General features: G+C 38.3%; 31 protein-coding genes and 1 tRNA gene. 12 read left to right on the top strand and 20 right to left on the bottom strand.

What is annotated here, in order from left to right; translation table 11 throughout:
* Window positions 1-463: 463 nt before the first annotated feature.
* On the top strand, window positions 464-610 hold the full coding sequence (locus tag BQ6100_RS21445) for a hypothetical protein (RefSeq protein WP_173719823.1): 147 nt from the start codon (window positions 464-466) through the stop codon (window positions 608-610).
* A gap of 130 nt (window positions 611-740) precedes the next feature.
* Here BQ6100_RS21445 and BQ6100_RS21840 read toward each other — a convergent pair whose 3' ends face one another.
* Entirely contained in the window at window positions 741-869 is a 129-nt protein-coding gene (locus BQ6100_RS21840; protein WP_261798576.1) for a hypothetical protein, read from the bottom strand.
* 211 nt (window positions 870-1080) lie between these two features.
* Entirely contained in the window at window positions 1081-1758 is a 678-nt protein-coding gene (locus BQ6100_RS09180) for a replication initiation protein (protein WP_075981378.1), read from the bottom strand.
* Here BQ6100_RS09180 and BQ6100_RS21115 point away from each other — a divergent pair.
* Window positions 1733-1948, top strand: a complete 216-nt coding sequence (locus BQ6100_RS21115) for a hypothetical protein (protein ID WP_141770145.1) — start codon at window positions 1733-1735, stop codon at window positions 1946-1948. The genes BQ6100_RS09180 and BQ6100_RS21115 overlap by 26 nt on opposite strands.
* Window positions 1949-2058: 110 nt before the next feature.
* On the opposite strand, the gene BQ6100_RS09185 is transcribed toward BQ6100_RS21115, so the two are convergent.
* Both BQ6100_RS09185 and BQ6100_RS09190 read right to left on the bottom strand, forming a co-directional pair.
* Window positions 2059-2343, bottom strand: a complete 285-nt coding sequence (locus BQ6100_RS09185; RefSeq protein ID WP_235816510.1) for a YesK family protein — start codon at window positions 2341-2343, stop codon at window positions 2059-2061.
* A gap of 93 nt (window positions 2344-2436) precedes the next feature.
* The gene (locus BQ6100_RS09190; protein ID WP_075981379.1) at window positions 2437-2610 is read right to left on the bottom strand and encodes a YvrJ family protein; all 174 of its coding nucleotides are present in this window, start codon (window positions 2608-2610) and stop codon (window positions 2437-2439) included.
* A 249-nt stretch (window positions 2611-2859) separates the two neighbouring features.
* On the opposite strand from BQ6100_RS09190, the gene BQ6100_RS09195 reads away from it, so the two are divergent.
* The 3 genes from BQ6100_RS09195 to BQ6100_RS09205 are packed head-to-tail and all read left to right on the top strand — an operon-like array spanning window position 2860 to window position 4826.
* On the top strand, window positions 2860-3612 hold the full coding sequence (locus BQ6100_RS09195; RefSeq protein WP_075981380.1) for an SDR family NAD(P)-dependent oxidoreductase: 753 nt from the start codon (window positions 2860-2862) through the stop codon (window positions 3610-3612).
* Window positions 3613-3628: 16 nt separating this feature from the next.
* Window positions 3629-4054 carry a MarR family winged helix-turn-helix transcriptional regulator gene (locus BQ6100_RS09200; RefSeq protein WP_075981381.1) on the top strand — a complete coding sequence of 142 codons (426 nt, stop codon included), beginning with the start codon at window positions 3629-3631 and terminating at the stop codon, window positions 4052-4054.
* Between the two features lie 37 nt (window positions 4055-4091).
* Complete coding sequence (locus tag BQ6100_RS09205) at window positions 4092-4826, top strand: glucose 1-dehydrogenase (RefSeq protein ID WP_075981382.1); 735 nt, start codon at window positions 4092-4094, stop codon at window positions 4824-4826.
* A 236-nt stretch (window positions 4827-5062) separates the two neighbouring features.
* On the opposite strand, the gene BQ6100_RS09210 is transcribed toward BQ6100_RS09205, so the two are convergent.
* The 4 genes from BQ6100_RS09210 to BQ6100_RS21230 all read right to left on the bottom strand — a co-directional run bounded on the left by BQ6100_RS09210 (window position 5063) and on the right by BQ6100_RS21230 (window position 7044).
* Window positions 5063-5135: transfer RNA gene (locus tag BQ6100_RS09210), tRNA-Val, on the bottom strand.
* Between the two features lie 66 nt (window positions 5136-5201).
* Window positions 5202-5906, bottom strand: a complete 705-nt coding sequence (locus BQ6100_RS09215; RefSeq protein ID WP_075981383.1) for a hypothetical protein — start codon at window positions 5904-5906, stop codon at window positions 5202-5204.
* Window positions 5906-6733: an ATP-binding cassette domain-containing protein gene (locus BQ6100_RS09220; protein WP_075981384.1), complete on the bottom strand. Its 828-nt coding sequence runs from the start codon at window positions 6731-6733 to the stop codon at window positions 5906-5908. Before BQ6100_RS09220 ends, BQ6100_RS09215 begins: the two co-directional genes overlap by 1 nt.
* A 161-nt stretch (window positions 6734-6894) precedes the next feature.
* Window positions 6895-7044 (bottom strand): hypothetical protein, encoded by a 150-nt coding sequence (locus BQ6100_RS21230; RefSeq protein ID WP_159433142.1) that lies wholly within the window; start codon window positions 7042-7044, stop codon window positions 6895-6897.
* A 151-nt stretch (window positions 7045-7195) separates the two neighbouring features.
* Between BQ6100_RS21230 and BQ6100_RS09225 the strand changes: the two genes are divergently transcribed.
* The gene (locus tag BQ6100_RS09225) at window positions 7196-7417 is read left to right on the top strand and encodes a hypothetical protein (protein WP_075981385.1); all 222 of its coding nucleotides are present in this window, start codon (window positions 7196-7198) and stop codon (window positions 7415-7417) included.
* A 49-nt stretch (window positions 7418-7466) separates the two neighbouring features.
* Here the strand turns inward: BQ6100_RS09225 and BQ6100_RS09230 are convergent, their stop codons facing one another.
* The 4 genes from BQ6100_RS09230 to BQ6100_RS09245 form a co-directional block, all read right to left on the bottom strand.
* On the bottom strand, window positions 7467-9380 hold the full coding sequence (locus BQ6100_RS09230; RefSeq protein WP_084780559.1) for a TRAP transporter permease: 1914 nt from the start codon (window positions 9378-9380) through the stop codon (window positions 7467-7469).
* A 34-nt stretch (window positions 9381-9414) separates the two neighbouring features.
* Complete coding sequence (locus BQ6100_RS09235; protein WP_075981387.1) at window positions 9415-9945, bottom strand: DUF1850 domain-containing protein; 531 nt, start codon at window positions 9943-9945, stop codon at window positions 9415-9417.
* A 104-nt stretch (window positions 9946-10049) separates the two neighbouring features.
* On the bottom strand, window positions 10050-11042 hold the full coding sequence (locus BQ6100_RS09240) for a TAXI family TRAP transporter solute-binding subunit (protein WP_075983501.1): 993 nt from the start codon (window positions 11040-11042) through the stop codon (window positions 10050-10052).
* 191 nt (window positions 11043-11233) lie between these two features.
* A complete protein-coding gene (locus tag BQ6100_RS09245) occupies window positions 11234-11770 on the bottom strand; it encodes a phosphatidylglycerophosphatase A family protein (RefSeq protein ID WP_075981388.1) in 537 nt (178 codons plus the stop codon).
* Window positions 11771-11957: 187 nt separating this feature from the next.
* Here BQ6100_RS09245 and BQ6100_RS09250 point away from each other — a divergent pair, with 187 nt between their 5' ends.
* From BQ6100_RS09250 to BQ6100_RS21235, 4 genes are all read left to right on the top strand, one after another.
* Entirely contained in the window at window positions 11958-12689 is a 732-nt protein-coding gene (locus BQ6100_RS09250; RefSeq protein ID WP_075981389.1) for an alpha/beta hydrolase, read from the top strand.
* Between the two features lie 237 nt (window positions 12690-12926).
* Window positions 12927-13439, top strand: a complete 513-nt coding sequence (locus BQ6100_RS09255) for a YjcG family protein (protein ID WP_075981390.1) — start codon at window positions 12927-12929, stop codon at window positions 13437-13439.
* Window positions 13440-13445: 6 nt separating this feature from the next.
* Complete coding sequence (locus BQ6100_RS09260) at window positions 13446-13868, top strand: GNAT family N-acetyltransferase (protein WP_075981391.1); 423 nt, start codon at window positions 13446-13448, stop codon at window positions 13866-13868.
* An 11-nt stretch (window positions 13869-13879) separates the two neighbouring features.
* Entirely contained in the window at window positions 13880-14080 is a 201-nt protein-coding gene (locus BQ6100_RS21235) for a hypothetical protein (protein WP_075981392.1), read from the top strand.
* A gap of 15 nt (window positions 14081-14095) precedes the next feature.
* On the opposite strand, the gene BQ6100_RS21240 is transcribed toward BQ6100_RS21235, so the two are convergent.
* Complete coding sequence (locus tag BQ6100_RS21240; protein ID WP_159433143.1) at window positions 14096-14257, bottom strand: hypothetical protein; 162 nt, start codon at window positions 14255-14257, stop codon at window positions 14096-14098.
* Window positions 14258-14409: 152 nt separating this feature from the next.
* Window positions 14410-14634 (bottom strand): hypothetical protein, encoded by a 225-nt coding sequence (locus tag BQ6100_RS09270; protein ID WP_075981393.1) that lies wholly within the window; start codon window positions 14632-14634, stop codon window positions 14410-14412.
* Between the two features lie 112 nt (window positions 14635-14746).
* Here BQ6100_RS09270 and BQ6100_RS09275 point away from each other — a divergent pair, with 112 nt between their 5' ends.
* Both BQ6100_RS09275 and BQ6100_RS09280 read left to right on the top strand, forming a co-directional pair.
* Window positions 14747-17032: a UvrD-helicase domain-containing protein gene (locus BQ6100_RS09275; protein ID WP_075981394.1), complete on the top strand. Its 2286-nt coding sequence runs from the start codon at window positions 14747-14749 to the stop codon at window positions 17030-17032.
* A 55-nt stretch (window positions 17033-17087) separates the two neighbouring features.
* Window positions 17088-17309 carry a hypothetical protein gene (locus BQ6100_RS09280; RefSeq protein WP_075981395.1) on the top strand — a complete coding sequence of 74 codons (222 nt, stop codon included), beginning with the start codon at window positions 17088-17090 and terminating at the stop codon, window positions 17307-17309.
* Between the two features lie 353 nt (window positions 17310-17662).
* Here BQ6100_RS09280 and BQ6100_RS09285 read toward each other — a convergent pair whose 3' ends face one another.
* The 6 genes from BQ6100_RS09285 to BQ6100_RS09310 all read right to left on the bottom strand — a co-directional run bounded on the left by BQ6100_RS09285 (window position 17663) and on the right by BQ6100_RS09310 (window position 23780).
* The gene (locus BQ6100_RS09285) at window positions 17663-17920 is read right to left on the bottom strand and encodes a stage VI sporulation protein F (protein ID WP_075981396.1); all 258 of its coding nucleotides are present in this window, start codon (window positions 17918-17920) and stop codon (window positions 17663-17665) included.
* 100 nt (window positions 17921-18020) lie between these two features.
* Entirely contained in the window at window positions 18021-19022 is a 1002-nt protein-coding gene (locus tag BQ6100_RS09290) for a phosphotriesterase family protein (protein ID WP_075981397.1), read from the bottom strand.
* On the bottom strand, window positions 19022-20704 hold the full coding sequence (locus BQ6100_RS09295; RefSeq protein ID WP_075981398.1) for a long-chain fatty acid--CoA ligase: 1683 nt from the start codon (window positions 20702-20704) through the stop codon (window positions 19022-19024). The genes BQ6100_RS09290 and BQ6100_RS09295 overlap by 1 nt, the downstream gene beginning before the upstream one ends.
* A gap of 25 nt (window positions 20705-20729) precedes the next feature.
* Entirely contained in the window at window positions 20730-21707 is a 978-nt protein-coding gene (locus BQ6100_RS09300) for a quinone oxidoreductase family protein (protein ID WP_075981399.1), read from the bottom strand.
* Window positions 21708-22101: 394 nt separating this feature from the next.
* The gene (locus BQ6100_RS09305) at window positions 22102-22881 is read right to left on the bottom strand and encodes an enoyl-CoA hydratase/isomerase family protein (protein ID WP_075981400.1); all 780 of its coding nucleotides are present in this window, start codon (window positions 22879-22881) and stop codon (window positions 22102-22104) included.
* Window positions 22882-23003: 122 nt separating this feature from the next.
* Complete coding sequence (locus tag BQ6100_RS09310; RefSeq protein WP_075981401.1) at window positions 23004-23780, bottom strand: SDR family NAD(P)-dependent oxidoreductase; 777 nt, start codon at window positions 23778-23780, stop codon at window positions 23004-23006.
* Window positions 23781-23822 lie beyond the last annotated feature (42 nt).

A 23822-nucleotide genomic window follows, 5' to 3' on the forward strand; every position in this document is an offset into this window, starting at 1 on the left:
AAGGCTGGTGAGATTTCAGTAGCCTTCTCTATTATCATGATGAGCCATTTCTCCCTTATTAACCCTATGCTTCCCCTTTAGCTCAAAATATAAAACTATTCTCCTTCTTTAAGAACAGGCGGAAACATGGAGACCGTGCCGGAACGTGAGTGGAGGCTGTTGTCGGAGGGGACCCGGCCGGCTTCTTTGCTGGGCTTCTTTGAAATTGCTTGAAAAAATCCTCTGTGATTTACCCTTGAATATTGATTAAAAATATTGATTACATACTGTTTGCCACTTAAAATTTTTATGATAATAAAATGGAGAATTGACCCTTTAGTTGGTCGAAAAAAAGGGTTTGTGAAGTTTTGTACTTAAGCGTTTCTTCCGGTAGGAGATTGCACCCTTTTTGTTGAAATTTATGGCATGACAGTTGAAAAATAAATAAACATAGAGAACGTAGACTTTTAATAGGGGGGATTATGTGGAGATTTTTGGAATTATAGGATTCACTTTTGGAGCATCAGGATTTATTTTTGGACTTATTGCTTTTACAACGGCGTTGACTAATAGTAACAAAATAAAAGAACTTGAAAAGAGGATATATGATTTAGAAGAAAATAATAAATAATCTTCAAGTAAAGGGTAGCTTTAGTATTAGAAAAATTAATCGATTTTAATACTAAGGAGCATATTTAAGTTATCATTTTAGGGGCGTGATTATTGATATATCAAAATATTCTTATAAACGTAATCAAATATTAAAAAGGGAAGAAAACAACGTTTCTTCCTAGAAAGGTTGTTTTCTTCCTTGCTTTTGCTTCAGTGTAGCGATGCACAGCTTTGCTTCCTGGATTGGCTTCGTGCATGGCTACATGATGAATATGCATGCAAAAATGGCTTCTTCGAATAGAGGGCGAGGCTCTGAAGGCCGTTGTCAGAGGAGACGCGGCCGGCTGCTTTGAATTATATTATCCTCAATCTCTAACACATTGTTCACAAGCACCACCTTATTTCTTTTAAACCAATAAAAAAGGTGAAGCATGCAGCTTCACCTTTTTCTTGATTATCTTTCAACTCAATAAGCAGTAACCAAAAATGTTATACTTTATTAAAATTCCTTAATTCCTCTTCCAACTTCATTTTTTCTTTAATGAATTCATCATCATCCATTAAATCCTGTTGTGGTTCCTCTATTTCCAGTATTTCATATAAATCAGACTTTATTTTTTCAAATTGTATAGTTGCTTCTGCATTATCTAATGCTAATTTATTCTGAATTTCCATAATAGCATTATCTTTTATAAACCAGCTTGGAAGTCGCTCTTTTGACTTTCGAAAAATGGCTACAAGATGTGTTAATATTGATTGATCCCCAAGATCCATTGAATTTTCAGTATCAGTAGTAGGTGTAGAATTTAATACTGTTGTTATGTACCCAATTGGATTATCAATATTTTTACGCTTTTGGATTCTTTCAAGCAAAGAAATAACATTATCCTGTCCATGTTCTCCCCATTTTTCAATAATTTCATTAGAGATATTGACTCCCAACTTCATACCTAGCTTTTTTACCCTTGCTACAAATTCATTATTAAGACTTTCTTCGAATAGAGATAACTGCTCTGCACCCTTAGTTTTCCTAGAAGAAGATATTATAAACTTGATCTTTTCAACTCTTCTCCCTATTTTTATTTCCTCAAATTCAAAATTAATATCAGTCTTTTTCTTTAGTTCCTTTTGAGCTGATATAATGACACGCTGCTTAAGAAGAAACATCGGGACGTATCTTCTAATTGGTGTGGAAAAGGATGCGGTTCTGGTACACCAGTTAACCCATATGACACTTGCTGCCGTACTCACGACCGTTGTTATGCAAATTTTGGAACTGATGACTGTGGTTGCGACTGTCAATTATTATCTTGTGCAAAGGCAAACTGGATTTATGCTCCGATTGCTCTTCACTTAATTTTACTAGCAGTTTTCCCAATTAAGGATTCGTGTACGTGCTAATATTTACAAAAAAAATAACCTCATTAAGTGAGGTTATTTTTTTGTGCGTGTGTGTAATGAATGTAGTTAGAAATGAGAATTCCTGCTCGATTTTGTTCTTTTGAATGTTGCGATGAAAAAAGTAATAATTGAAAAAACAAAAATCGTAAATGCAAGATAAAGATATGCTGCTCCTTCCCATCCTCTAACTTCAACATAACCCATGCAGAAAATAATGATTGCGGCTATAACTCCTAAAAAAGAGGGGATTTTGGCGACAGTTACGTTAAACATTCTCTTAAAAACGATTGTTAATGCAATAATAATAATCCCAACGGCTATTCCTATACCAGTTGGCACGAATAATAACATCGGAACCCTCCAATCCATTTGTGGAATTTTATTAACTATATAATACCAAATTATGCTAAAAAAATAAGCACTCTAAAGTGCTTATTTTTCATTTTAATCTCGATTCCTTTGTGTGATCACTTCTTTAAGTGCTAAAATAGCATCGGTTAGAACCTCGATTTTCTTTTCAAAACGTAGTAATAGGTAAACGGCTAATACTAATGGAAATCCAAATTTTCCAATAGTGGCGACTAAAGTTTCCATAAACGCTTTATCAACACCTTCCATTTGCTCACCACCCCTATAATTGAATTATTCCATTTCCCTGTGTCTTGTTGGAATATTGACTTAATACTTTTGAGTGGGAAACTAGAAACATCGGGACGTATCTCGTGTTTCATATGGGTTGAAACACGAGATACGTCCCCATGTTTCCCATGTTTCTTCTGTTGTATTCTGAATATTCTATGCAGTTTACAACTGAACTATTTTTAAATTATAATAGCTCTGACATCATATGAAAGGAAGTAAGGAATCATGCGTTTAAAAGATAAAATCGTGATAATCACCGGTGGTGCTGGTGGCATTGCAACTGGAATGGCTATGGCATTAGCAAAAGAAGGTGCTATTTTAGCATTAGTTGATATTAATGAAGAAGCTGGAAAAGTATTAGAAGCAAAAATTAGAGAGATTTCTCCTAAATCTATGTTTATGGTTGGGGATCTTTTTGATGTAGATAACTTACCAAAAATTATCGAAACAGTTGTTTCAAAGTACGGTAAACTAGATGTATTAATTAATAATGCACATGCATCCAAACAAAAACCATTTGAAGAAATAACACAAGAAGACTTTGATTTATCATTTGGAACCGGTTTCTACCCTACCTTCTTCTTGATGAAAGCTGCATTTCCTTATTTAAAAGAAACAGAAGGTACAGTAATTAACTTTGCATCTAACGCTGGATTGTCTGGACAACCAACACAAACTGCTTATGCTGCTGCCAAAGAAGCAATACGAGCAATTTCTCGTGTCGCTGCTAATGAATGGGGTAAATACAACATCAATGTAAACTTGATTAGTCCAATTGCTAAGAGTCCTGCTGTAGAAAAATGGGCTGAAGCGTTCCCAGAAATGTACAATGAAAGTCTTTCAAAAATACCTTTAGGTCGCTGGGGCGAGCCAGAAGAGGATATCGGACGCGTTGCTGTCTTCTTAGCTTCTGAAGACGCTCGATATATTACTGGTCAAACATTTATGGTGGATGGTGGTCAACTCCAATTGCGCTAATTTTTAGGAGAAAACAATGAACAAACCAAAATTATATGAACTAATCAATATGGTCGAACAGGTAAATAACGCAAGTATTATCCAATATACAGAAGGACTCTCAAAACCAATTGGAATCTCCTCAATAATTATATTAAGCGAAATCCGTAAACTTAAAAGGTGCCAACCCATTGAATTATCCAATAAACTTGGATATTCAAAAAGTAGCATTTCTAGTATTACTAATAAATTATTGGATGCTGGATATATCGAAGCCTCTGTCGATCAACATGATCGGAGAAAAGTATATCTAAGCTTAACAGCCTCAGGCAACGACATGATACGTGAAGCTGAACATCTAGGTCAGCAATACTATCAAAATATTTATAGTGCACTAACGGATGATGAATTAATTCAGTATATTGAGATTCAAAAAAAGTTACTGAGAAAGTTAAAGGAATAGTCCTGTTCTGCTTAAATTTTAATATGGAGGAGATAACGTGAAACGTTTAGAAAATAAAGTTGCAATCATAACCGGTGCTGCACAAGGTATGGGTGCTGCACACGCAAAATTATTTGTGGAACAAGGAGCAAAAGTGGTACTGACAGATTTAAATGAAGAAAAAGGTCAGGCACTAGCGACTGAATTAGGTGAAAATGCGATTTTTGTAAAACAGAACGTTACAAGTGAAGATGACTGGAATAATGTTCTAGCAGTTGCTGAAGAAAAATTTGGTCAAGTTAATGTATTAGTAAATAATGCTGGGATCACGATGGCCAAAAGTATCCTAGATATTTCGGTAGAAGAATACCGTCGTATTGTAGACATTAACCAAACTTCAGTATTTATAGGCATAAAAACTGTTGCTCCATCAATGATTAAATCTGGTGGCGGATCAATCGTAAATATTTCTTCCATGAACGGATTAGTTGCAGGTGCCGTTGGTTATACAGATACAAAATTTGCTGTACGTGGTTTAACAAAAGCTGCTGCTATGAATTTAGCACCTATGGGTATTCGCGTGAACTCTGTACACCCGGGTGTCATCGCTACTCCAATGGTTGTACAAGAAGATACAAAAGCTGCAGTAGAAGCATTTTCTGCGCATATCCCATTAAAACGTGTAGCACAACCAGAAGAGGTCTCAAACTTAGTATTATTCTTAGCTTCAGATGAATCTAGCTATTCAACTGGCTCTGAATTTATAATTGATGGTGGATTAACTGCTCAATAGAATTACTTTTATTAGTAATAAAATACAATAATCCGAATGATTTAACCGAAATTAGCAAGAGGACTGTTAACAAAAATCAAAAGCCTGAGTCCCTTAAAATTCAGTGGACACAGGCCTTTTTTTATTATTCCGATTGTTTCTTTTATCTAGCGAATACGATTAAAAAAACGCCACAATCATGTGGCGTTCTGGAGAAGCCCTTGTTCCGAAGGGTTTCCTACGGGTTTGGCACCCAATGATTCCGACTGGTCTCGAACCAGCGACCTCTACCCTGTCAAGGTAGCGCTCTCCCAGCTGAGCTACGGAATCGCAATATATCTTCAGGTGAAGACATTATAAAATATACTATTTTTCACTAAAACTGTCAACCCCCTCCTATCGTTCCTTCCGCAGGTAAAACCAGATTAAGAGCATTCCACCCATCAATCCATAGCCTACGACAAGAGCTTGATTAAGCCAAAATTCATGACCTACATCAACGACATCTCCAATACTTAAATGAGAAATCACCGAAATAACGGGAGGGAATACCCAAAGCACCGCCTTCATCCAAACGGTCAATTCTACCAAAGATTCATAGGCGAGTGAGATTACCAAAACCAGAACCGCACTAAGCCAGGCGTATTTTTTAGTAGCAAATCTTGTCGCTGAAAACAAGGTACCTACCAGCATTCCAAAGAGGCCAAGGATCAAATGACTATTGAGAGACAACCCATAATGAACTCCACTCAAACTCCCCTTAAAGTTTCCCATTATAATAGGATAGAACTCAGCAAACAAGAATAGCGGCAACCAAATAATCGCGCACGTTATCCATTTTCCAACCAAATATTTCAGCTTTGTCCCTAGGTTAGCGTACAATATATGCTTTTCACTTTCTTCCTCTAGTGAGAAAATTGTCATTGCTACCCATGCCATCGTTAAATACAATGCAATGCTCGAGACGGCATAGCTGCTTAATATTTCGACATTTTTGTAGGCATACAAAATAAACACCCAGGCCAAAAATATCGTTACAGGAGGAATGATCTTCAGAGAACGAAGATAGCTTTTTAACTGATACTTAATAAATGCTCTCATCACAACCACTCCTCCCTTACTTCCAATATGGATGCATTTTTTAATAACAATTCCTTCAAAACCAAATCGCTATCCTTTTCCTTTACTGTGATTACTGCAACACTATCATTTTCAATTTGGCAATCTATCACACCAGTAATCTTCTCTATACCCTGTTTGCTAGGGACTCTCGATCTAATTACCCTAATCAATTCTCTTTTTACCACTCGCTCATTTGCGATAATCCTACCATTACTTAACTCTATTTTTCTATTTGCAATGGTTTCAACTAGAAAGGCTTCGTGGGAGGTAAATATAATTGTTTTTTCCTTTTTTATTTGTTGAATTTGGTTTATCAATACATGCTGTGAGACTTCATCAAGTCCGGATAACGGCTCATCTAATAAAATCACATCTGCTTTCATTAGCAGCGACTGAATGACTCCTACCTTTTGCTTCGTCCCTTTGGATAGCTTTTTTAGAGGAGTATCCAAATAGCCTTCAATTCCAAAGGCATGCGCCCAATACGTCATTTCTATAGACAATTCTTCTTTTTTTCGGCCGCTCATTTCCCCAAGCAAGAGCAAATATTCATTCATTTTAAACCGGATATTCTCGGGGAAATGCTCCGGTACATAGCTAATCCTTTTAGGCGACCTGATAACCTTTCCACTACTTGGCTCATAAATCCCAGCAATTAGTTTTAACAAGCTACTTTTCCCTGATCCATTTTGTCCGGTAATCGCCACTACTTCACCATTTGTAAGGTTAATATCGATACCCTCTAATATTTTTAGTCCTTCAATAACCTTGCTTGCGTTTTGGGCTTCAAAAATGACTTTACTCACTGGCACACCCCCTCCAACCTCCACAAGTTTTATAACAAAGAAAAGTCTACTGATCATTCATTAATAATTTCGCTTTTCATCTCAAATGCTTCCAATTTTAGGCTATCATATCTATCTATTTAAAAAAAGTATCAAGAAATAGATTTGATGAAGGAAGGACATTATTCTTGTTTTCTATCAAGATTTGGTCCTTCATCAACCGGATGAAAGACTCTTTTTCTGCTTTCCAGCAAGATTTGGTCATTCATCGACCAGAAGAATGATATTTTTCCTGCTTTTATCCACCAAGATTCGCCTTTCATCATCCTCATAAAAGAAATTCCCCCTACTTCCTCCACAAGAATGCCTCTAATAAACCATAAAAGCACCTTCCCGTTAGAAAAAAGAACAGTTGTTCCTGTTTTCTATTGCAAAGAGAACACTCGTTCGGTTATAATAACCATAAAAGGAGGTGTGCATCGGATGAATTCTTTGCTAAAACGCTCAATGGAAGAAAATTTTCCGCTTGAAATGATTTATCTATCAACAAGGGGGCAAATTTCCCAAAGAAAAGTATGGATTAAAGAGATCAAAGAAAACTACGTGCGGGCTTATTGCTCATTAAGAGGTCAAACAAGAATTTTCCGAATCGATCATATCCTCTCTCTTATGCCTATGAAAGGATATAGAAAGAGAATCAGCTAAGCATTCACCTTCTCTCGAACAAAAAAGCCCTCACTCTGGAGGACTATGATTATACATTTTTCATCGTCTTTATTTTTCCATTTCCCTTATACCACTTTTGTAGCCCAAGAAGTACTGCAAATGTAATTAGCCCCAACATATCGCTTATTTTCTCTGGATAAATAAGACATAAGCCTGTGGCCAATGCAAATAGTCTTTCAATCCAATGCATTTGCCGATACCAGAATCCAATTACCCCGGCACTAATGGCAAGCATTCCAATAAAGGCAGAAATCACAACCCATATTAGATAGGTCCACGTTGTATCAATCATTAACAATTCCGGGGATAGAACAAACATGTATGGAATGATAAACGCAGATATTGCAAGCTTTGATGATTCGACACCCGTTCGAAAAGGCTCTCCACCTGAAACAGCAGCTGCTGCAAAGGCTGCCAATGCAACAGGAGGCGTAATGTCTGCAATAATTCCAAAATAAAATACAAAAAGGTGAGCAGAAAGATCAGGTATACCTAAAAGAATAATGGCAGGAGCTGCAATTGTTGATGTAATAACATAGTTTGCTGTTGTCGGGGAGCCCATTCCAATAATCAAAGAGGTAATCATTGTTAAAAACAAGGTTGGAATCAATGCCCCACCTGATAAATCTAACAGCCCATTCGCTAATTTCAAACCAAGACCTGTTTTTGTGACTACTCCTACAATAATTCCAGCCGCTGCAGTGGCCGCTGCGACACCTAATGCAGATCTTGCACCTTCAATTAATGCATCGACAATTCCTTTAAAGCCAATCCATGTATCTTTTCTAAAGGCACTTACTACAATGGTAATGACTATCGACCAAAGGGCCGCACGGATTACGCTCATTCCAGACATCATCAATAGAATAATAGCTATAATTGGAACCAATAAATATAGCTTTTGAAAAACCTCTTTCCGATTCGGCATTTCCTCCTTTGTTAAACCGCGGAGTCCAATGCGCTTTGCTTCAAAATGAGTCATCATCCATATCCCAGCAAAAAATAAGATTGCTGGGATAGCAGCAGCCTTAGCAATATCCCAATAAGAGATTCCTCCACCAATAAACTCAACCATTAAGAAGGCAGCTGCTCCCATAACCGGTGGCATCAATTGTCCACCTGTTGACGAAGAGGCCTCAACGGCTCCAGCGAATTCTTTTTTGTACCCAAGGTTTTTCATCATCGGAATGGTAAAGGCTCCTGAAGTAACTACATTAGCGACAGAGCTACCACTGATTGTCCCCTGTAATGCACTGGAAAAAACCGCAACCTTTGCAGGACCGCCAACACTTCTACCAGCTATAGCTATGGAAAGATCGTTAAAGTACTGTCCCACACCGGTATGATTAAGAAAAGCACCAAAGAGGAGAAATAAAAATATAAAGGTAGACGACACTCCAATAGGTGTCCCTAAAATTCCCTCAGTCGTGTAAAACATCGTTTGGACTAGTCGGTCTAGCTCTAACCCCCGGTGAGCTATGAACCCTGGCATATATGGTCCAAACATTGCATAAGCCATAAAAATGAGCGCGATAATTGTAATAGGAAGCCCTACTGTCCGTCGTGTAGCCTCCAATACTAATAGAATGGCTGCCAATCCTATATAAAAATCTAAATCGGTCAGATTTCCAATTCTGGAAACTAAATCATCCATCATCAATGGCCAATAAGCTCCAACTACTATTGAAATGATAGCAAGAACCACATCAAACCAAGAAACCTTATGTTCCCTTCCCCTGTTCCTTTTACGTGCAGGAAATAATAGAAAAATAAGTGCTAGGGCAAATCCTAAATGAATCGATCGCTGAAGCTGAGCAGTCAATACACCAAACACTCCGGTATAAACTTGAAATAAAGAGAAGGCTAATAATCCAATGAGAGCAATCCAACCAAAAAGGCCTTTAAGCCTTCTTGTTCCAGCCTCTGGGTCATATTTCTCCATCAATTCCTGCTGTTCTTTCTCTGTCAGGGCTTGTTCAAAATGATTCAAGGATATTCACTCCTTTCCACTGCTGAAAGAAACTCAATTTTTGGATTTCTACACGAACTAATGTCCCCGGCTCAATAAATTGGGACAATGGATATTCCTTGTTGTTAAAAATGACGCGATGATTTGCTCGAACCTGTCCAATCCGCAAATCAAAGAATGGGAAGATTCGTTTCATATTTTTGATAAAATATTTGCCATCTATCTGTTCAAAGGTTTCTCCTTGTCCAGCATCAGAGGGCATGCCTATCGCAAAATCCTCATACATCAATTCATATTGCTGAATTTGATTCTGATTTATGATTTTGTAGCTTTCGACAACATCTGTTAAATGGATGGAATGAGTGTATTTGATTTGAAATTTTGTTTCGTCTTTTAGTGGAATATAAGCTGGCTTTGCATTTGACTGTTTTGGTTGGAATACTAGTGTCTTTTGGAATGGATTTGTTATGAATAAATAGATGACAATGACTACGGAGATGAGTAATATGATGATTTGGTAGAATTTTAGCCTCTTCATTTTCCCTCCTAAGATGAGCTTTTCATGCGACTTCTGAAAGTTAAAAATGCGACCGACTATAAATCAGCCGGTCGACACTTGCAAGTTCTATTGGATATATCTTATTACTGGGCCTTTACCCCTTTTTCATCAAAGTATTTTTGTGCACCTGGATGGACGTCAATTCCCACACCATTTAATGCATTTTCAACCTTAATTAGTTTCCCTTTCGCATGGGTTACTTTATCTAGATTTTCAAAAATCGCTTTTGTAATATCGTAAACAACCTGGTCTGAGAGATCGCTTTTTGCCACTAACATAGCTTGCACAGCAACGGTTGGCACAGCTTCCTTCAAACCATAGGTTCCAGATGCAACCTCATCCTTCACGTAGTAAGGGTATTTCGCGATAAGCGCATCGATTTTATCCTGTTCGATAGGGATGATGACAATATCTTCTGTTGCTGATAAGCTTTCAACAGCGCCTGTTGGAGTACCTGCTGTTACAAATGCAGCATCAATTGTGCCATCCTGAATTCCTTGTGTTGATTCATCAAAGGATAAATCTTGTTTCTTAATATCATCAAAGGTCATACCATGGACCTCGAGAATTTGTTCTGCATTCGGATTTGTTCCGGAACCTGGAGCTCCAACCGATACCTTTTTACCTTTTAAATCCTCAACAGATTTAATCCCAGTCTTTTTCGTTGTTACGATTTGTATCGTTTCAGGATATAAAGTGGCAATTGCCTTCACATTATCAACTTTATTCCCTTCAAACATCAATTTTCCTTCCGTTGCATATGAGGCAATATCTGTTTGTGAAAAGGCAATTTCCCCATCACCCTTTTTAATGGTTGTCATATTTTCAGCAGATGCTCCGGTCGTTTCAGCATTAGCATCAATACCTGTTTCATCTTTAATAATTTCCGCAAACGATCCACCTAAAGGATAATAGGTTCCACCTGTTCCACCTGTAAGAATACTAATAAATTTCGGCTTGTCCTTAGTTTCACTACCCTTCGAATCCTCACCCTTTTCCTTGCCTCCACAGGCTGCAAGAATCATAGACAAGGCCAGAAGCATGACCATACTAAGAAGAAGACTTTTTCTTTTCATCAAAATCTTTCCCCCCTACTCTTTTCTCTTCTCGTATTTATACTTATTATGAAAGTTTCCGAAACTTGTCAATTTAGGAAAATTCGTGACTTTAGACCTAGTTTCTTTTGATTGTTGAATAAAGAATTGGGAAGGGGGGCATTTCGTGTGCTTAGGTTTGTTAATTTAAAATCAATATGTAATAAAACCTACTATAAGATATCTGCATCAATATACTCTTCTTCTAGAGCTTCCTCTCTATCTCGAAGATTGTGAGCTAAACGGGAAGCAGCTGCTGCAGCAATACTTGCAACAATATCATCTAAAAAGGTATGAATTCCTTCTCCAGATTTTGTATCAAGTTTTTTAATGATTCCAATTTTATTTTTATCTAAATGACCAAAGGTCGTAACTGCAATGCTTCCATAGGTAAGTGTTGCACCTAACCCAATCGTCTCATCAATTCCAAATAAACCTTCATCTGTTTCCACAATGGTTTGAAGTGGTTCTGATAGCTTCTTCTGTTCTGCAAGACGGTCAAGTTCCACTCCTACTAAAATTGCATGTTGGATTTCCCGCTTCTTTAACACTCTTTCAACACTCAATATGCATTCTGAAATATGTAAATCCCCATTATAAGGTGCTTGCATTTCATAGACAATTTCACCGATGGCCTCCACCGTAACACCTCTATCGACTAATGCCATTCTTGCAGCCTCAGTAACAACTTTACTATTTACTCGTTTCATCCCAATAAACCTTCTCTCAATAAATATTAATTAAATAGAATACCCCTATTATATCACGGGAATATTTTTAAATTTTCATAGATATTGTGTTTGATTAAGGTTTTATGGGAGTAAAAAACAGCAATATTACCATATATATGTTAAAATCTCCTTGAATGAGCGTTTTATTAATTTGGGGGAATGTTTAATGGAATTTCCAAGAGGAACGATTAATGAACGAACTATCCTTAGTAAAGAATTAGGTGAGGAAATCCAACTACTTGTTTATTTGCCACCTGGCTTTTCACCGCTTTATAAATACTCTTTACTCATAACTCAGGATGGAAAGGATTATTTTCAGCTTGGTAGAATTGGACGCGTTGCCGATCAGCTTTTAGCAAAAAAGGAAATTGAGAACCTTATTATTGTAGGAATCCCTTACAAAAATGTGGATGACCGACGAAGAAAATATCATCCAAATGGAGAGCAAAATCAGGCATATATCCGATTTCTTGCCCATGAGCTGGCTGCTTTTTTAGATCAAGAATACCCTACCTATCAAATGGGCATGGGAAGGGCTCTCATTGGGGATTCATTGGGGGCAACCGTTTCACTAATGACCGCCTTACACTATCCTCATACCTTTGGTAAAGTCATACTGCAATCACCGTTAGTGAACCATGAGGTCGTCCAGGCAGTAGAAAAATTCAACGAGGCTCAATTATTAAATATTTATCATGTAATTGGTCAGAACGAAACTACAGTAAAAACAACGAATCATACCATTCAGGATTTTCTTACACCCAATCGAAGACTCTCGGTGCTTATGAAAGAAAAGTACTTCACCTATTTTTATGATGAATTTGCCGGAGACCACACTTGGAAATATTGGCAACCAGATTTAAAGCGGGCTTTAACCCATATGTTTAAACTAGGATAATCCAAAATCCAATCATAAGTTAGCCAAGACATTGGATGGAAATTTTATTTAGATGAATCGATTGTATCAGTTTAGTAAACTGCGTACTTTTTCACGTTCACAAAGGATATAATGATATAAATCAATTGGAAAATTTGATATAATATGCACTACTAAAAAAGGATTACGTGCTTCCTTTATCTTTTTGAAGCTATTCACTTTTAACCATAGCCGTAAATCAATTCGGGAGGTAATAAAATGAAATTTGGAATTGTCGTTTTCCCTTCAAAAAAACTGCAGGACCTTGCGAACTCTTATCGAAAGAGGTATGACCCACACTACGCTCTGATTACTCCTCATTTAACCTTGAAAAATCCCTTTGAAGCTTCAGAGGAATCAATTAAGGATGCAACAAAGCGTCTTAATGAAATTGCTGAAAGTGTAAACCCTTTCCTATTAAAGGTGACAAAAATCAGTTCCTTTAAGCCAGTAAATAATGTGATTTACTTAAAAGTGGAGCCAACAGACGAGCTCCAGTACCTTAATCAACAGCTCAATACAAACTTTCTTGGCGAACCTTCTGAATTTTCCTTCGTACCGCATATTACCATCGGTCAAAAGCTTTCGAATGATGAGCATTCAGACGTCTATAGCACCCTAAGATTGCAGCAGATTCAGCATGAGGAAACCATCGATCGTTTTCATTTACTTTACCAATTGGAAAACGGCTCATGGACTGTATATGAAACATTTCATCTTGGAAAGGAATAGGTAACAGTGGAAATAAAAATTGTATCAAACGACCAAGAATTACAAGATGCCTTTGCTGTTCGACGTGAAGTATTTATTCATGAGCAACAGGTTCCAGAGGAAGAAGAAATCGATCAATATGAAAATGATTCCACCCACTTTGTCATTTACCAGGATAATCGCCCTATTGGTGCCGGTCGGTTTCGTATCGTGGATGGTCTCGGCAAAGTCGAGCGAATCTGTGTATTGAATGACCAGAGGAAAACTGGCGCTGGTAAAGCAATCATGAATTCCATTGAAGATTATGCAAAAAAACAGGGTCTTTCCACCTTAAAGCTGAATGCCCAAACACATGCCATCCCTTTTTATGAAGGGCTTGGTTATGAGATAATTTCTGAAGAATTTCTCGATGCAGGGATACCTCATCGGGCGATGAAGAAGATGATTTAGTATTTTTATAAATGAAAAGGTCTGCTTTAAGGCCAGGATTTGTCCTTCATATCTTTGATGAAGGACATTTTCTTTTGATCAAGTTGAGGAATGTTTTTGATTCTTCTAATGAAAGACGCTTTTCCATTTATCCAACCGATTTTGGCCTTCATTCCCGTGATGAAAGACTCTTTTCCTATTTTACAACCGGATTTTGGCCTTCATTCCCATGATGAAAGACTCTTTTCCTATTTTCCAACCGGATTTTGGCCTTCATTCCCATGATGAAAGACTCTTTTCCTATTTTCCAACCGGATTTTGGCCTTCATTCCCATGATGAAACTTACTACACCTATGAAAATACCATTTTCACCAATTCCTATTGTTTTTAACCCTAATAAGAAAAGCACCTAGCTTTCTTGCATTTGCTTCTTCCACTAATGATATTTCATCCAGTTTTTCCTTTGCTTATTCCAAAAACGACTTTCCTATCACATTAGAACCACAAACCCAACCCCAACACACCCTCCACTTATTCCAACATCACCCCTACACTCTCTCATCAACAATATGCCGGAACCCCTGTCAGCTGTGCGAACACCCGGCTAGGAAACCTTTTCATCTTGGACTTTTTTCTCTCTTTTTCCCACTTTCTCTCCTTTTCATCCTGCTTTTCATTCACTAACCGGTTAATCCTTTGGATGGGAATTTTTGTTGCTTTTTTATATTTTTTATGTGCGATCCTTTCAGCATATTGCATAGATTCAAAGGTACGCAAATCCCCCATTACCTCCCCACCTCTCAGTTGGAAAAATAAAACTTTTCCTCGAATCTCTTTTTCATATTTATATGATTTGGTATGATTAAATTTGTGTTATTTTTTGTGAACGAGGGATATTATGAAAACTGCGATGCACGAAAGTCAGCTATTAAATCTTGAATCGCTTAGTAGAGAAAGCTTTCAGTTTATATACGAAGAAGGAAGAAAGGGTAATTTAACTTGTCCTGTTTGCGGGGAGTCGGTTCGCTTATTTTTAGGAATTCAGAAGGAGCCTCACTTTTTCCATATCCTTTCTAAAAATTCTTCTTGTAAAGATTCTCTACATAGCTATGAAATAAAAACAGTCGAAGAGCAGGAATCCGTACAGCTCGGTGGTTTTCGAATTCCAAAATCACGGGCAATTGGAACAGAGACTGCTAAACCAATTGAATTCAAAAAGGCTAGGGGGGTGAAAAAGGCTCCACCCTTTGTTGCTCCTAACGAGGATGAAGTGGAACACACGATTCCATTTTTGCAATTATTATCAACCCAAGGTGTTTCACTTGATATCCACCAAAGAGAGGCCGTTTCACATACAGAAGGTCCATTGCTTGTTATTGCAGGAGCAGGAAGTGGGAAGACGAGGGTTTTAACGACGAGAACAGCATATATGCTCCATGAAAAAGGAATGGATCCTAGGTCGATTATGCTTGTTACCTTTACCGCTAAGGCGGCAGCAGAGATGAAAGGAAGACTTTTGACCTATCCAGGGATCCAAAGAAGCTCTGTTCAGCAGCTCGTATCAGGAACCTTCCATAGCATTTTTTATCGAATTCTAGCTTTTCATAATCCTGAAACATGGAATTCTCAAAAGCTAATCAAAAAGGATTGGCAAAAGGAGCAAATTGTGAAGGCGGCAGGGCGTGAGCTTGAGCTTGACGAAAAGGAATTTTCCTATGATTTAGCTCTTCAGCAAATCGGTTTCTGGAAAAATTCTCTTATCTTGCCTCATCAAGTAAAACCAGAAACGAAGTGGGATGAAAAAACCGCTTTTCTATATCAATATTACGAAGAATATAAACAAACAAATGATTTATTTGATTTCGATGATATGCTCATTGGCTGCTATAAGTTTTTTCACGAAAATCCTGAAATCTTAGAACAGTATCAAAGTCGTTTTCAATATTTCTTAATTGATGAATTTCAAGATATTAACAAGGTTCAATATGAGCTAATCAAATTGCTTTCAGAACGCTCCAAAAATGTATGTGCTGTTGGGGATGATGATCAATCGATATATTCGTTTCGCGGGAGTGATCCACAATATTTACTACAGTTTGAAAAAGATTTTCCTGATTCAAAACTTGTCGTATTGGATCAAAACTACCGCTCCTCACATGAAATCGTTACAACAGCCAATTCAGTCATTAAAGGGAATAAAATAAGAAGGGCCAAAAATATGCATGGTCAGTTTTCCTCAGAGCAGGATCCGCTTTTATTTTTCCCATATGATGAGGAAGAGGAAGCAACGATGATTTTGACTGATATGCAGGATAAGATTGCAGGTGGATTTAAGCCAGAGGATTTTTGTATCTTATTTCGGACTAATACTGGCAGCCGGGCAATTTTTGAAAGACTAGCAAACTCCAGCCTTCCTTTTAAAATCGATCAAGATATCGAGCCGTTTTACGAAAGGTTTATGGTAAAAAGTATGCTCTCGTTTTTAAGGTTAAGTATAGATGAAGAGGATCAAACAGCAATCAAATATATCTTGCCAACTCTCTTCGTGAAACAATCCATCTTAAACGATATTAGGGCAAAAAGTATTTTAGAGGATCGTACCCTTTTAGAATGTTTGTCTGAGGTTAAAACAGGCTTTGCCTTCCAGGAGCGCAAACTGAAAAAACTGTTACCTATTATTCGATCCCTTTCCTCTTTATCACCTCTAACTGCAATTGAAGAGGTAGAAAAAGAGCTAGGTTACCAGGATTTTGTGAAAAAACGCGGAAATGAAGGCAACCAATTAGATAAGGGTTCAGATGATATTCGTGATTTAAAAGTGGCTGCGAAGAGATTCCATACAATCAAGGAATTTCTGGAGCATGTCGATCATATGACCGCCATGAACCGTGAAATCAAGAGGATGAGTAAGGACAAGACTGATTCCATCACTTTAAGTACCATTCATCGTGCAAAGGGTTTGGAGTATAAAGTGGTCTATTTGGTTGGAGTGGTTGATGGCAGTCTTCCCCACGACTTCGCTTTAGAAGCCAATCGCAATGGGGACGAAAGTGAACTGGAGGAAGAACGCCGCTTATTGTATGTCGCCATAACAAGGGCACAGGAATTGCTATATATATCCATACCAACTAAGAGGCGTGGGAAAAAGGCATATCCTTCGCGGTTTCTGAAGGCATTAAGGTAGTTTCTGAATTGTAGTTGTTTAGTTTTGAATAACTCTGCGGGTTGGAGTTAAACATTTGATTGGCTGCATTTCCATTGAATTGGAGTTGAGCTGGTCTCGTACTGCCTTGCCGCGGATGGGAGTTGGGCAATCTCCTTCTGCCTTGCTGCGGGTGGGAGTTGGGCCTTTGCCTGGTAACATTGATTTGACCATTAGGGGGCTGCAATTAAGCGGTACTCCTATTTTTTTATGTGAATTTTTCCATGAAATTTACGGGATCGCGGATATATTTGAATAATCGCGGATAAATTGAAAAAATCGCGTAAATATGTGGCCTTTCCGCGGATATATTGAAATTATCGCGTATATATTCCCAAAATCGCGGATATCCCAATCCACACCTAATGAAAATTAGTTATCCATACCCAACCCACACCTTTTCTAGTAAAAAAAAAGACTGATTCGAGTTAAACCACCACAATAAATGGTGAAATTCTACTCTTATCAGTCTATTTTTTATCTGATTAGCCCTAACTAACCAATTGCTAGCATGTTTGGGGTATGATTCACTCACTTCAAACGATTTAAATCACAAAGACCACAAGCCCACATTTACAAATCAAGCCAAATTCCTTCCATGAGATCAATATCTTACTTCTTACTGTTAAGCATCTTAGAAATCGTATTGAAATCAAGCTTTTTGCCGTCATTTACGATGGATTTAACGATTTTATCTTCCATGTCCTTTGAGACTCTTTTATTTGCAATTTGAGACACTCTTCTAATGACGCCTCTCACTGTTTTCTCATCTTTAAAATTAGCATTTTGTAAAGATCCTGCTAAATCAAGAATATCCTTCATATTCACGCCGGTCTTTTTTTCCACGTTTTTAAAGAATTGGTTATCCATGAATCACACTACGCCTCCTTCTTAAACTACTTTATATAGTATGAAAAAAGAGATGAAGTGTGATTTTTTGGACAAGAAAAGGCATTTCACTAATTACAATTTATGAGTTCACTTGAGATTTTCCACCTGAGAATAGGGAGAATGCATTATCTCCAAACATTTTTTCAATTTGTCGCTCTGTGATTCCCTTTTGTCGTAACACAGGTAAAATATTTTCAAACAAATGAAGAGGGTGCCAATTTTTCATGATTTCCATTACTGGTTCTGGCATAACAGGTGGTCTACCAAGCCAAACGGAAATAGAGTCATGGGATAAAAGAATTTGGTTTTCATAGCCTGCTTCGAGTAGCTGAACCAAGGTTTCGATTCTTGCCTCATCAAATGGAGCTCCCACAAGGCCTTGGATCCCGAAGCGGTCAAATCCAATCTTAACCCCTTGTTCCATTACTTCCTTGTGGTAATTTGGGTCAGTATTTCCACACATATGTCCGATAATGATTTTATTCGGATCTGCTCCAAGCTCAATGAGCATTTTTGCTTGCTCTGGTCCCATTGTTCCTTCCTGTGTATGGGTCAAAATGATAATTCCCGTTTCCTGCTGAACCTTTGCTGCTGCACGGAAAAACATCTTTTCATACTCAGTGATTTGGTCTTTGCTTGAAGCGAGCTTAATAATTCCTGGTTTAATACCGGTACCGGCAATGCCTTCCTTTATTTCCTTGATAAACATTTCATATATTTCCGCTTCCGCACTGCCTAATCCCTGTCTTAATTTAAAATAAGGAGGAGCCCCTTCCCCTTCATAATAATAGCCGGTTGCACAAATGATTTGTAGACCTGTTGCTTCAGAAACCTTCTTTAAAAATAATGAATCGCGCCCACATTCATTTGGTGTAGGGTCCACCAAAGTTTTTACTCCATAGCTCATGACTGCTCTTGCCGCTCCAATCGCTACCTCTAATGCTTCCTCTTCGTTAAAAGCACCTAGGGTTACATCCCCTTGGAATCCTGGATATCCAAAAATAATATGCTCATGAATTAATGTTTTTCCAAGTTTATCAACAGAAATAGGACCAGTTACCGTTTCGACTACATGACTCATTATTTTTCCACCGCCTCAATTTTTTTCTTTTCTTCTTCCTGAAGTTGTCTCCATAATATTTTTCCACTTGCAGTTGTTGGGAATTGTTCTCTGAATTCTACGAATCTCGGATATTTATAGGCTGCCATTTGACCCTTTGACCAATCAATAATTTCTTCCTCTGATACTTTTCCAACTGAATCTGGATGCAGGATAACAAATGCCTTAACCGTCTCACCCCTCCTAGGATCAGGGACTCCTACAACACAAGCCTGTTGGATGGCAGGATGCTTATATAGAAGGGATTCCACTTCTGTTGGCCACACCTTAAAGCCAGAAGCATTAATCATCCGCTTCACCCGGTCAACAATAAAATAATAACCTTCTTCATCAAATCGGCCGATATCTCCTGTGCGGAAAAAGCTTTGACCATCGATTGTAATAAATGACTGCTCCGTTTCTTCAGGTCGATTATAATAACCTTTAAATACTTGGGGGCCGTTGACTACGATTTCTCCGACTTCGTTGACGCCTTTCTCTTCCATGGTAACCGGGTCTATGATTCTTGCATCCACATCAAAGGAAGGAACACCTAAGCATTGCAGCTTTGGTCTATCAGGTGGATTAAAATGTGTATGTGAAATGGTTTCTGATAAACCATAGCCCTCTACGAATCTCAAACCGGTTATCTCATACAATTTTTCTCCAACAGCCTCAGGTAGTGGAGCACCTCCACCAGCAATAACTCCAAGTGAGGAGATGTCAAAGTCTGAAAGCGTAGGATTTGCAAGGAAATCAATTAACATAGTGCTTATATTCACCCAATGAGAAATTTGATATTCCTCAATAGCTTTAGCAGCATGGTTGCGGTTCCATCTAGTGAGCATAACCATGGCCGAACCTGTTAAAATTGGCGCGTGCATACTATGTAGCATTCCAGTCACATGGAAAAGAGGTAAAGTGGTTAAATGGACAGAATTAGTCATCGTTCCAACCCAGTTTGAAGCGCTTACAATATTCGCTTGAACGGTTCGATTAGTGTGAATACAGCCTTTAGGAAGGCCTGTTGTTCCAGATGTATAAGGTAGAACGGCAATATCATCTGCTAGACCAGCGTATGGTGAAGGATTGTGCGCTGCTGTAATCGCTTCTTGCCATAAAAATTGGTTGTCCACTTCAATGTTTTGTCTAGGTGCTCCTACTTCAGGAGGTAATTCCTCCTTATTTGCCTCCTCAGGAATATAATCCGAATAGGCAGCAACCACTAGGTTTTTAAGAGATGTTGTATTTTGTAGTGGTGCAACATGCTGATAAAGCTCTTGCCCAACAATAGCTGTACTCATCTCACCATCTTTAATGTAAAAGGAAAGCTCATTTGCCGTATTCATCGGATTAATCGGTACGACGATTCCCCTTACTCTTAAAATTGCATAGAAGGAGATTAGAAATTGCGGAGAATTTTGCATGAATAATAGAATTCGGTCCCCTGGTTGAACATTGAGCTTTTGCTCTAGGAAACCAGCTAGAGCATCCACTTCCTTTAATATTTCCGAATAGGTATAGGAAGCCCCATAGTAATATAGGGCTGTTTTATTCGGATAACGGTTGGCAGAAACGACAAGATTATCATAAATGGTTGTTTCAGGAATGGATAATGTTTTCGATAGTCTTTTTGGCCAATGTGCAAAATGTAATGTATTCATGATTATGATGTCCTCCTTAAAAATGTTATCTTGGCGTTAATATTAACTTTCCGATTGTTTTTCTTGATTGCAGCAATTCATGGACCTTTGCTGCTTCATCTAATGGAAATACTCCCCCAATGGTCAGCTTCAGTTTTCCTTCTGCTAAATAAGTAAATAACTCTACTAAACTTGGCTGCATTAATTCTGGCTTTCTCATAATCTGTGGAAGAAAGAATCCAATGACCGATTGATTTCTTGCCATCAGTGTTGTTGGGTAAAATTTGCTTTGAACACCGCTCGCGTTACCGAATATCACGAGTCGCCCAAAGGTAGCTAAGCATTTTAAGGTTTTGTGGAAGATGTCCCCGCCAGCCATTTCTAGGGCAACGTTTACACCTTTTCCACCTGTTGCTTCCCGAACCTCCTGCTCCCAGCCTTCCTTTGTGTAATTAATCAGCACGTCTGCACCCATATCTTTAGCAAGGGCTAGTTTTTCATCCGTACTTGCCGTAGCAATAATCTTGCCTGCACCACATAATTTTGCTAGTTGAACAGCTATTAATCCGACTCCACCTGCAGCCGCATGAACAAGAACACTTTCACCCTTTTCAAGCCTTCCCATTGTTTTTAACACATGATAGGCACTTAGTCCTTGTAATGGTAGAGCTGCTGCATTTTGAAAATCGAGCTTCTCTGGTATAGAAATAACTGAACGCTCATCTGCTAACGCATATTCAGCATAGCCACCTGACTCGATTAATGTCACCACTCTTGTACCGGGTTGAATCTTCGTTACTTTTTCTCCTACCTCAACGACAATTCCAGCTATTTCTGCTCCTGGAATAAATGGAAGTGGTGTTGGTACAACGTATTGTCCCTCACGTCTAGCAGTATCTGCATAATTGACACCAATGGCATGAATCTCAATTAAGACCTCATGTCCCTTTGGCTGAGGTTTCTCAAGTTCAACTTGCTTTAATACTTCTGGTCCACCGTATTCTGTAAAATAATAGGCTTTCATTTGTACCCTCCTAGAAATATTGCTTCTTTGATTGATGATTTTTTTTTGAATTCATAGTCTATATAATACGGTTTCAGCTGAATTGTGATGAACGCGGATATATTCAATTAATCGCGGATATATCAAAATAATCGCGGATATCTGGCTCTTTTCCGCGGATATATCGAAAAAATCGCGGATAAATTCAAATAATCGCGGATATATTGTCCTTTCACACGGAAATATCCAATTACCAAAGTAAGATTAGCCTTCTTCCAGGCCATATTCCAACAAAACCAACGTTAAAAGCGGACACTATAGCTGTAAATTCGACCCTTCAGGGGAATCTGTCCCAAATTCCCCCAATATTTTGCATGGTCCCTCGCATTCTCACTACCTTTTAGGCAAAAACAAACTATCTCCCTCTAAAAACAGGCTTTCTTTTTTCCTTAAAGGCTGCAATTCCCTCTTGATGATCCTCTGTTTGAACCATCATGGTTTGCGTGATTCTTTCTTGTTCGAGCATTTCATCCAAAGTAGCCGTGAACGAATGATCCACCAATTTTTTCAACATTGCATAGGCTTTTCCAGGTCCATGGGCAAGCCTTGTCGCAAATTTTAATACTTCTTCTTGTAGGTTCTCGAGTGGTACTAGATTGTTTACTACTCCAAGGTCATATAATCTTTTTGCAGGAATTGGTTCAGCACTAAAGAAGAATTGTTTTGCAAGATGTGGTCCGATTAATCTTGGAAGATGATAGGAACCACCCCCATCGGAAATGAGTCCAACCTGGGAGAAGCTTAATGCAAATTTGCTGTCCTCTGCAGCAATAATTAAATCACAGGCTAAGGCAAGATTAACCCCTGCACCGGCAGCAAACCCATGAACGGCTGCAATAATCGGTTTATCACAATCCTTCATTGCAAGAATCAAATCATTTAATCTCCCAATATGCTCATAAACCTGAACAGCCCCAGCCTGACCCATTGTTTTTACATCCCCACCAGCCGAGAAAGATCTCCCAGCACCGGATAAAACAACGACTCTTACCTCAGGATTCCTGTTAGCCTCTTCTATTGCGGCTTTTAATCCTAATATCATATCTGGACTAAACGCATTTAAGCTCTCAGGCCTATTTAGAGTTAGTGTCATAATTGATTCTGCAACATTGACCAACAAATCTTGATTACTCATTCGATTCTCCCCTTTTCATTTCGTAAAAATTTTTACCCTTATGCTTTTATTCTTAGAAATAGATTTTATGCCTAGCTTGGCAGATCAACTACCATTCTTTCTAAGGAATACTCGTAAATTTTTTAAACAATCAACCATCCACCATCGACAAGGAGGTCTGACCCTGTCATATAGGAGGCCTCACTGGAAGCGGCAAAAGCGATGACATTGGCAATTTCATCGGCCTTTCCGACTCTTCTTAAGGCTGTATTCTTCTGAATGGCCTTAACAAACTTATCGTTTTCAAGGCCATCCTTGGTTAAAGGCGTTTCAACAAAACCCGGGGATACGGAATTTACACGTATACCATAAGGGGCTAATTCAAGAGCTAATGATCTTGTGAAATTAATTACTCCAGCTTTTGCGGCACTGTAATGAGGGATATGAGCCCCTGCTTGGTGTCCTGATAATGATGCGACATTCACAATGGCCCGATTTTGTGGAACATCATCCTGACCTGCCACTTCTACCATAAGTCTTCCTAGTACCTTTGATACGAGAAATACACCTCTTAAATTCACTTCTTGAACATAATCCCAGTCAGCAACAGATGTTTCGAGGATTTTTGAATTCTTTGAACCACCTGCATTATTAACGACTATATGAAGCTCACCAAATTGCTCCTTCACGTATTGAGCTAATTCGATTACATCATCTTCATTCGTTACATCAGCAGGAAAGATTTCAGCAGAAGGGATTTTTTTCGTAGCATTGATTTCCTCAGCAGTCTCAAGAAGCTTGGATTTTGTTCGCCCAACTAATATAACCTTTGCCCCTTCGTTCGCGAGACGAATAGCCGTTGCCTTTCCAATACCACTGCCTGCACCAGTAATTACAGCAACTGTTTGTAAAAACCTCATCAATACTTCTCCCCCTTGTTAACTATTTTTTTCACAAATAGA

It is taken from the genome of Bacillus massilinigeriensis, from assembly GCF_900117315.1.
GTDB classification, from domain to species: domain Bacteria; phylum Bacillota; class Bacilli; order Bacillales; family Cytobacillaceae; genus Bacillus_BE; species Bacillus_BE massilionigeriensis.

Bases quoted from the DNA above. Each gene is read 5' to 3' on its own strand.
- BQ6100_RS21840 (WP_261798576.1), bottom strand. From the start codon at position 869: ATGCATATTCATCATGTAGCCATGCACGAAGCCAATCCAGGAAGCAAA.
- BQ6100_RS21115 (WP_141770145.1), top strand. From the start codon at position 1,733: ATGACACGCTGCTTAAGAAGAAACATCGGGACGTATCTTCTAATTGGT.
- BQ6100_RS09180 (WP_075981378.1), bottom strand. From the start codon at position 1,758: ATGTTTCTTCTTAAGCAGCGTGTCATTATATCAGCTCAAAAGGAACTA.
- BQ6100_RS09185 (WP_235816510.1), bottom strand. From the start codon at position 2,343: ATGTTATTATTCGTGCCAACTGGTATAGGAATAGCCGTTGGGATTATT.
- BQ6100_RS09190 (WP_075981379.1), bottom strand. From the start codon at position 2,610: ATGGAAGGTGTTGATAAAGCGTTTATGGAAACTTTAGTCGCCACTATT.
- BQ6100_RS09195 (WP_075981380.1), top strand. From the start codon at position 2,860: ATGCGTTTAAAAGATAAAATCGTGATAATCACCGGTGGTGCTGGTGGC.
- BQ6100_RS09200 (WP_075981381.1), top strand. From the start codon at position 3,629: ATGAACAAACCAAAATTATATGAACTAATCAATATGGTCGAACAGGTA.
- BQ6100_RS09215 (WP_075981383.1), bottom strand. From the start codon at position 5,906: ATGAGAGCATTTATTAAGTATCAGTTAAAAAGCTATCTTCGTTCTCTG.
- BQ6100_RS21230 (WP_159433142.1), bottom strand. From the start codon at position 7,044: ATGAGGATGATGAAAGGCGAATCTTGGTGGATAAAAGCAGGAAAAATA.
- BQ6100_RS09225 (WP_075981385.1), top strand. From the start codon at position 7,196: ATGAATTCTTTGCTAAAACGCTCAATGGAAGAAAATTTTCCGCTTGAA.
- BQ6100_RS09230 (WP_084780559.1), bottom strand. From the start codon at position 9,380: ATGGAGAAATATGACCCAGAGGCTGGAACAAGAAGGCTTAAAGGCCTT.
- BQ6100_RS09235 (WP_075981387.1), bottom strand. From the start codon at position 9,945: ATGAAGAGGCTAAAATTCTACCAAATCATCATATTACTCATCTCCGTA.
- BQ6100_RS09240 (WP_075983501.1), bottom strand. From the start codon at position 11,042: ATGAAAAGAAAAAGTCTTCTTCTTAGTATGGTCATGCTTCTGGCCTTG.
- BQ6100_RS09245 (WP_075981388.1), bottom strand. From the start codon at position 11,770: ATGAAACGAGTAAATAGTAAAGTTGTTACTGAGGCTGCAAGAATGGCA.
- BQ6100_RS09250 (WP_075981389.1), top strand. From the start codon at position 11,958: ATGGAATTTCCAAGAGGAACGATTAATGAACGAACTATCCTTAGTAAA.
- BQ6100_RS09255 (WP_075981390.1), top strand. From the start codon at position 12,927: ATGAAATTTGGAATTGTCGTTTTCCCTTCAAAAAAACTGCAGGACCTT.
- BQ6100_RS21235 (WP_075981392.1), top strand. From the start codon at position 13,880: ATGAAAAGGTCTGCTTTAAGGCCAGGATTTGTCCTTCATATCTTTGAT.
- BQ6100_RS09270 (WP_075981393.1), bottom strand. From the start codon at position 14,634: ATGGGGGATTTGCGTACCTTTGAATCTATGCAATATGCTGAAAGGATC.
- BQ6100_RS09275 (WP_075981394.1), top strand. From the start codon at position 14,747: ATGAAAACTGCGATGCACGAAAGTCAGCTATTAAATCTTGAATCGCTT.
- BQ6100_RS09285 (WP_075981396.1), bottom strand. From the start codon at position 17,920: ATGGATAACCAATTCTTTAAAAACGTGGAAAAAAAGACCGGCGTGAAT.
- BQ6100_RS09290 (WP_075981397.1), bottom strand. From the start codon at position 19,022: ATGAGTCATGTAGTCGAAACGGTAACTGGTCCTATTTCTGTTGATAAA.
- BQ6100_RS09295 (WP_075981398.1), bottom strand. From the start codon at position 20,704: ATGAATACATTACATTTTGCACATTGGCCAAAAAGACTATCGAAAACA.
- BQ6100_RS09300 (WP_075981399.1), bottom strand. From the start codon at position 21,707: ATGAAAGCCTATTATTTTACAGAATACGGTGGACCAGAAGTATTAAAG.
- BQ6100_RS09305 (WP_075981400.1), bottom strand. From the start codon at position 22,881: ATGAGTAATCAAGATTTGTTGGTCAATGTTGCAGAATCAATTATGACA.
- BQ6100_RS09310 (WP_075981401.1), bottom strand. From the start codon at position 23,780: ATGAGGTTTTTACAAACAGTTGCTGTAATTACTGGTGCAGGCAGTGGT.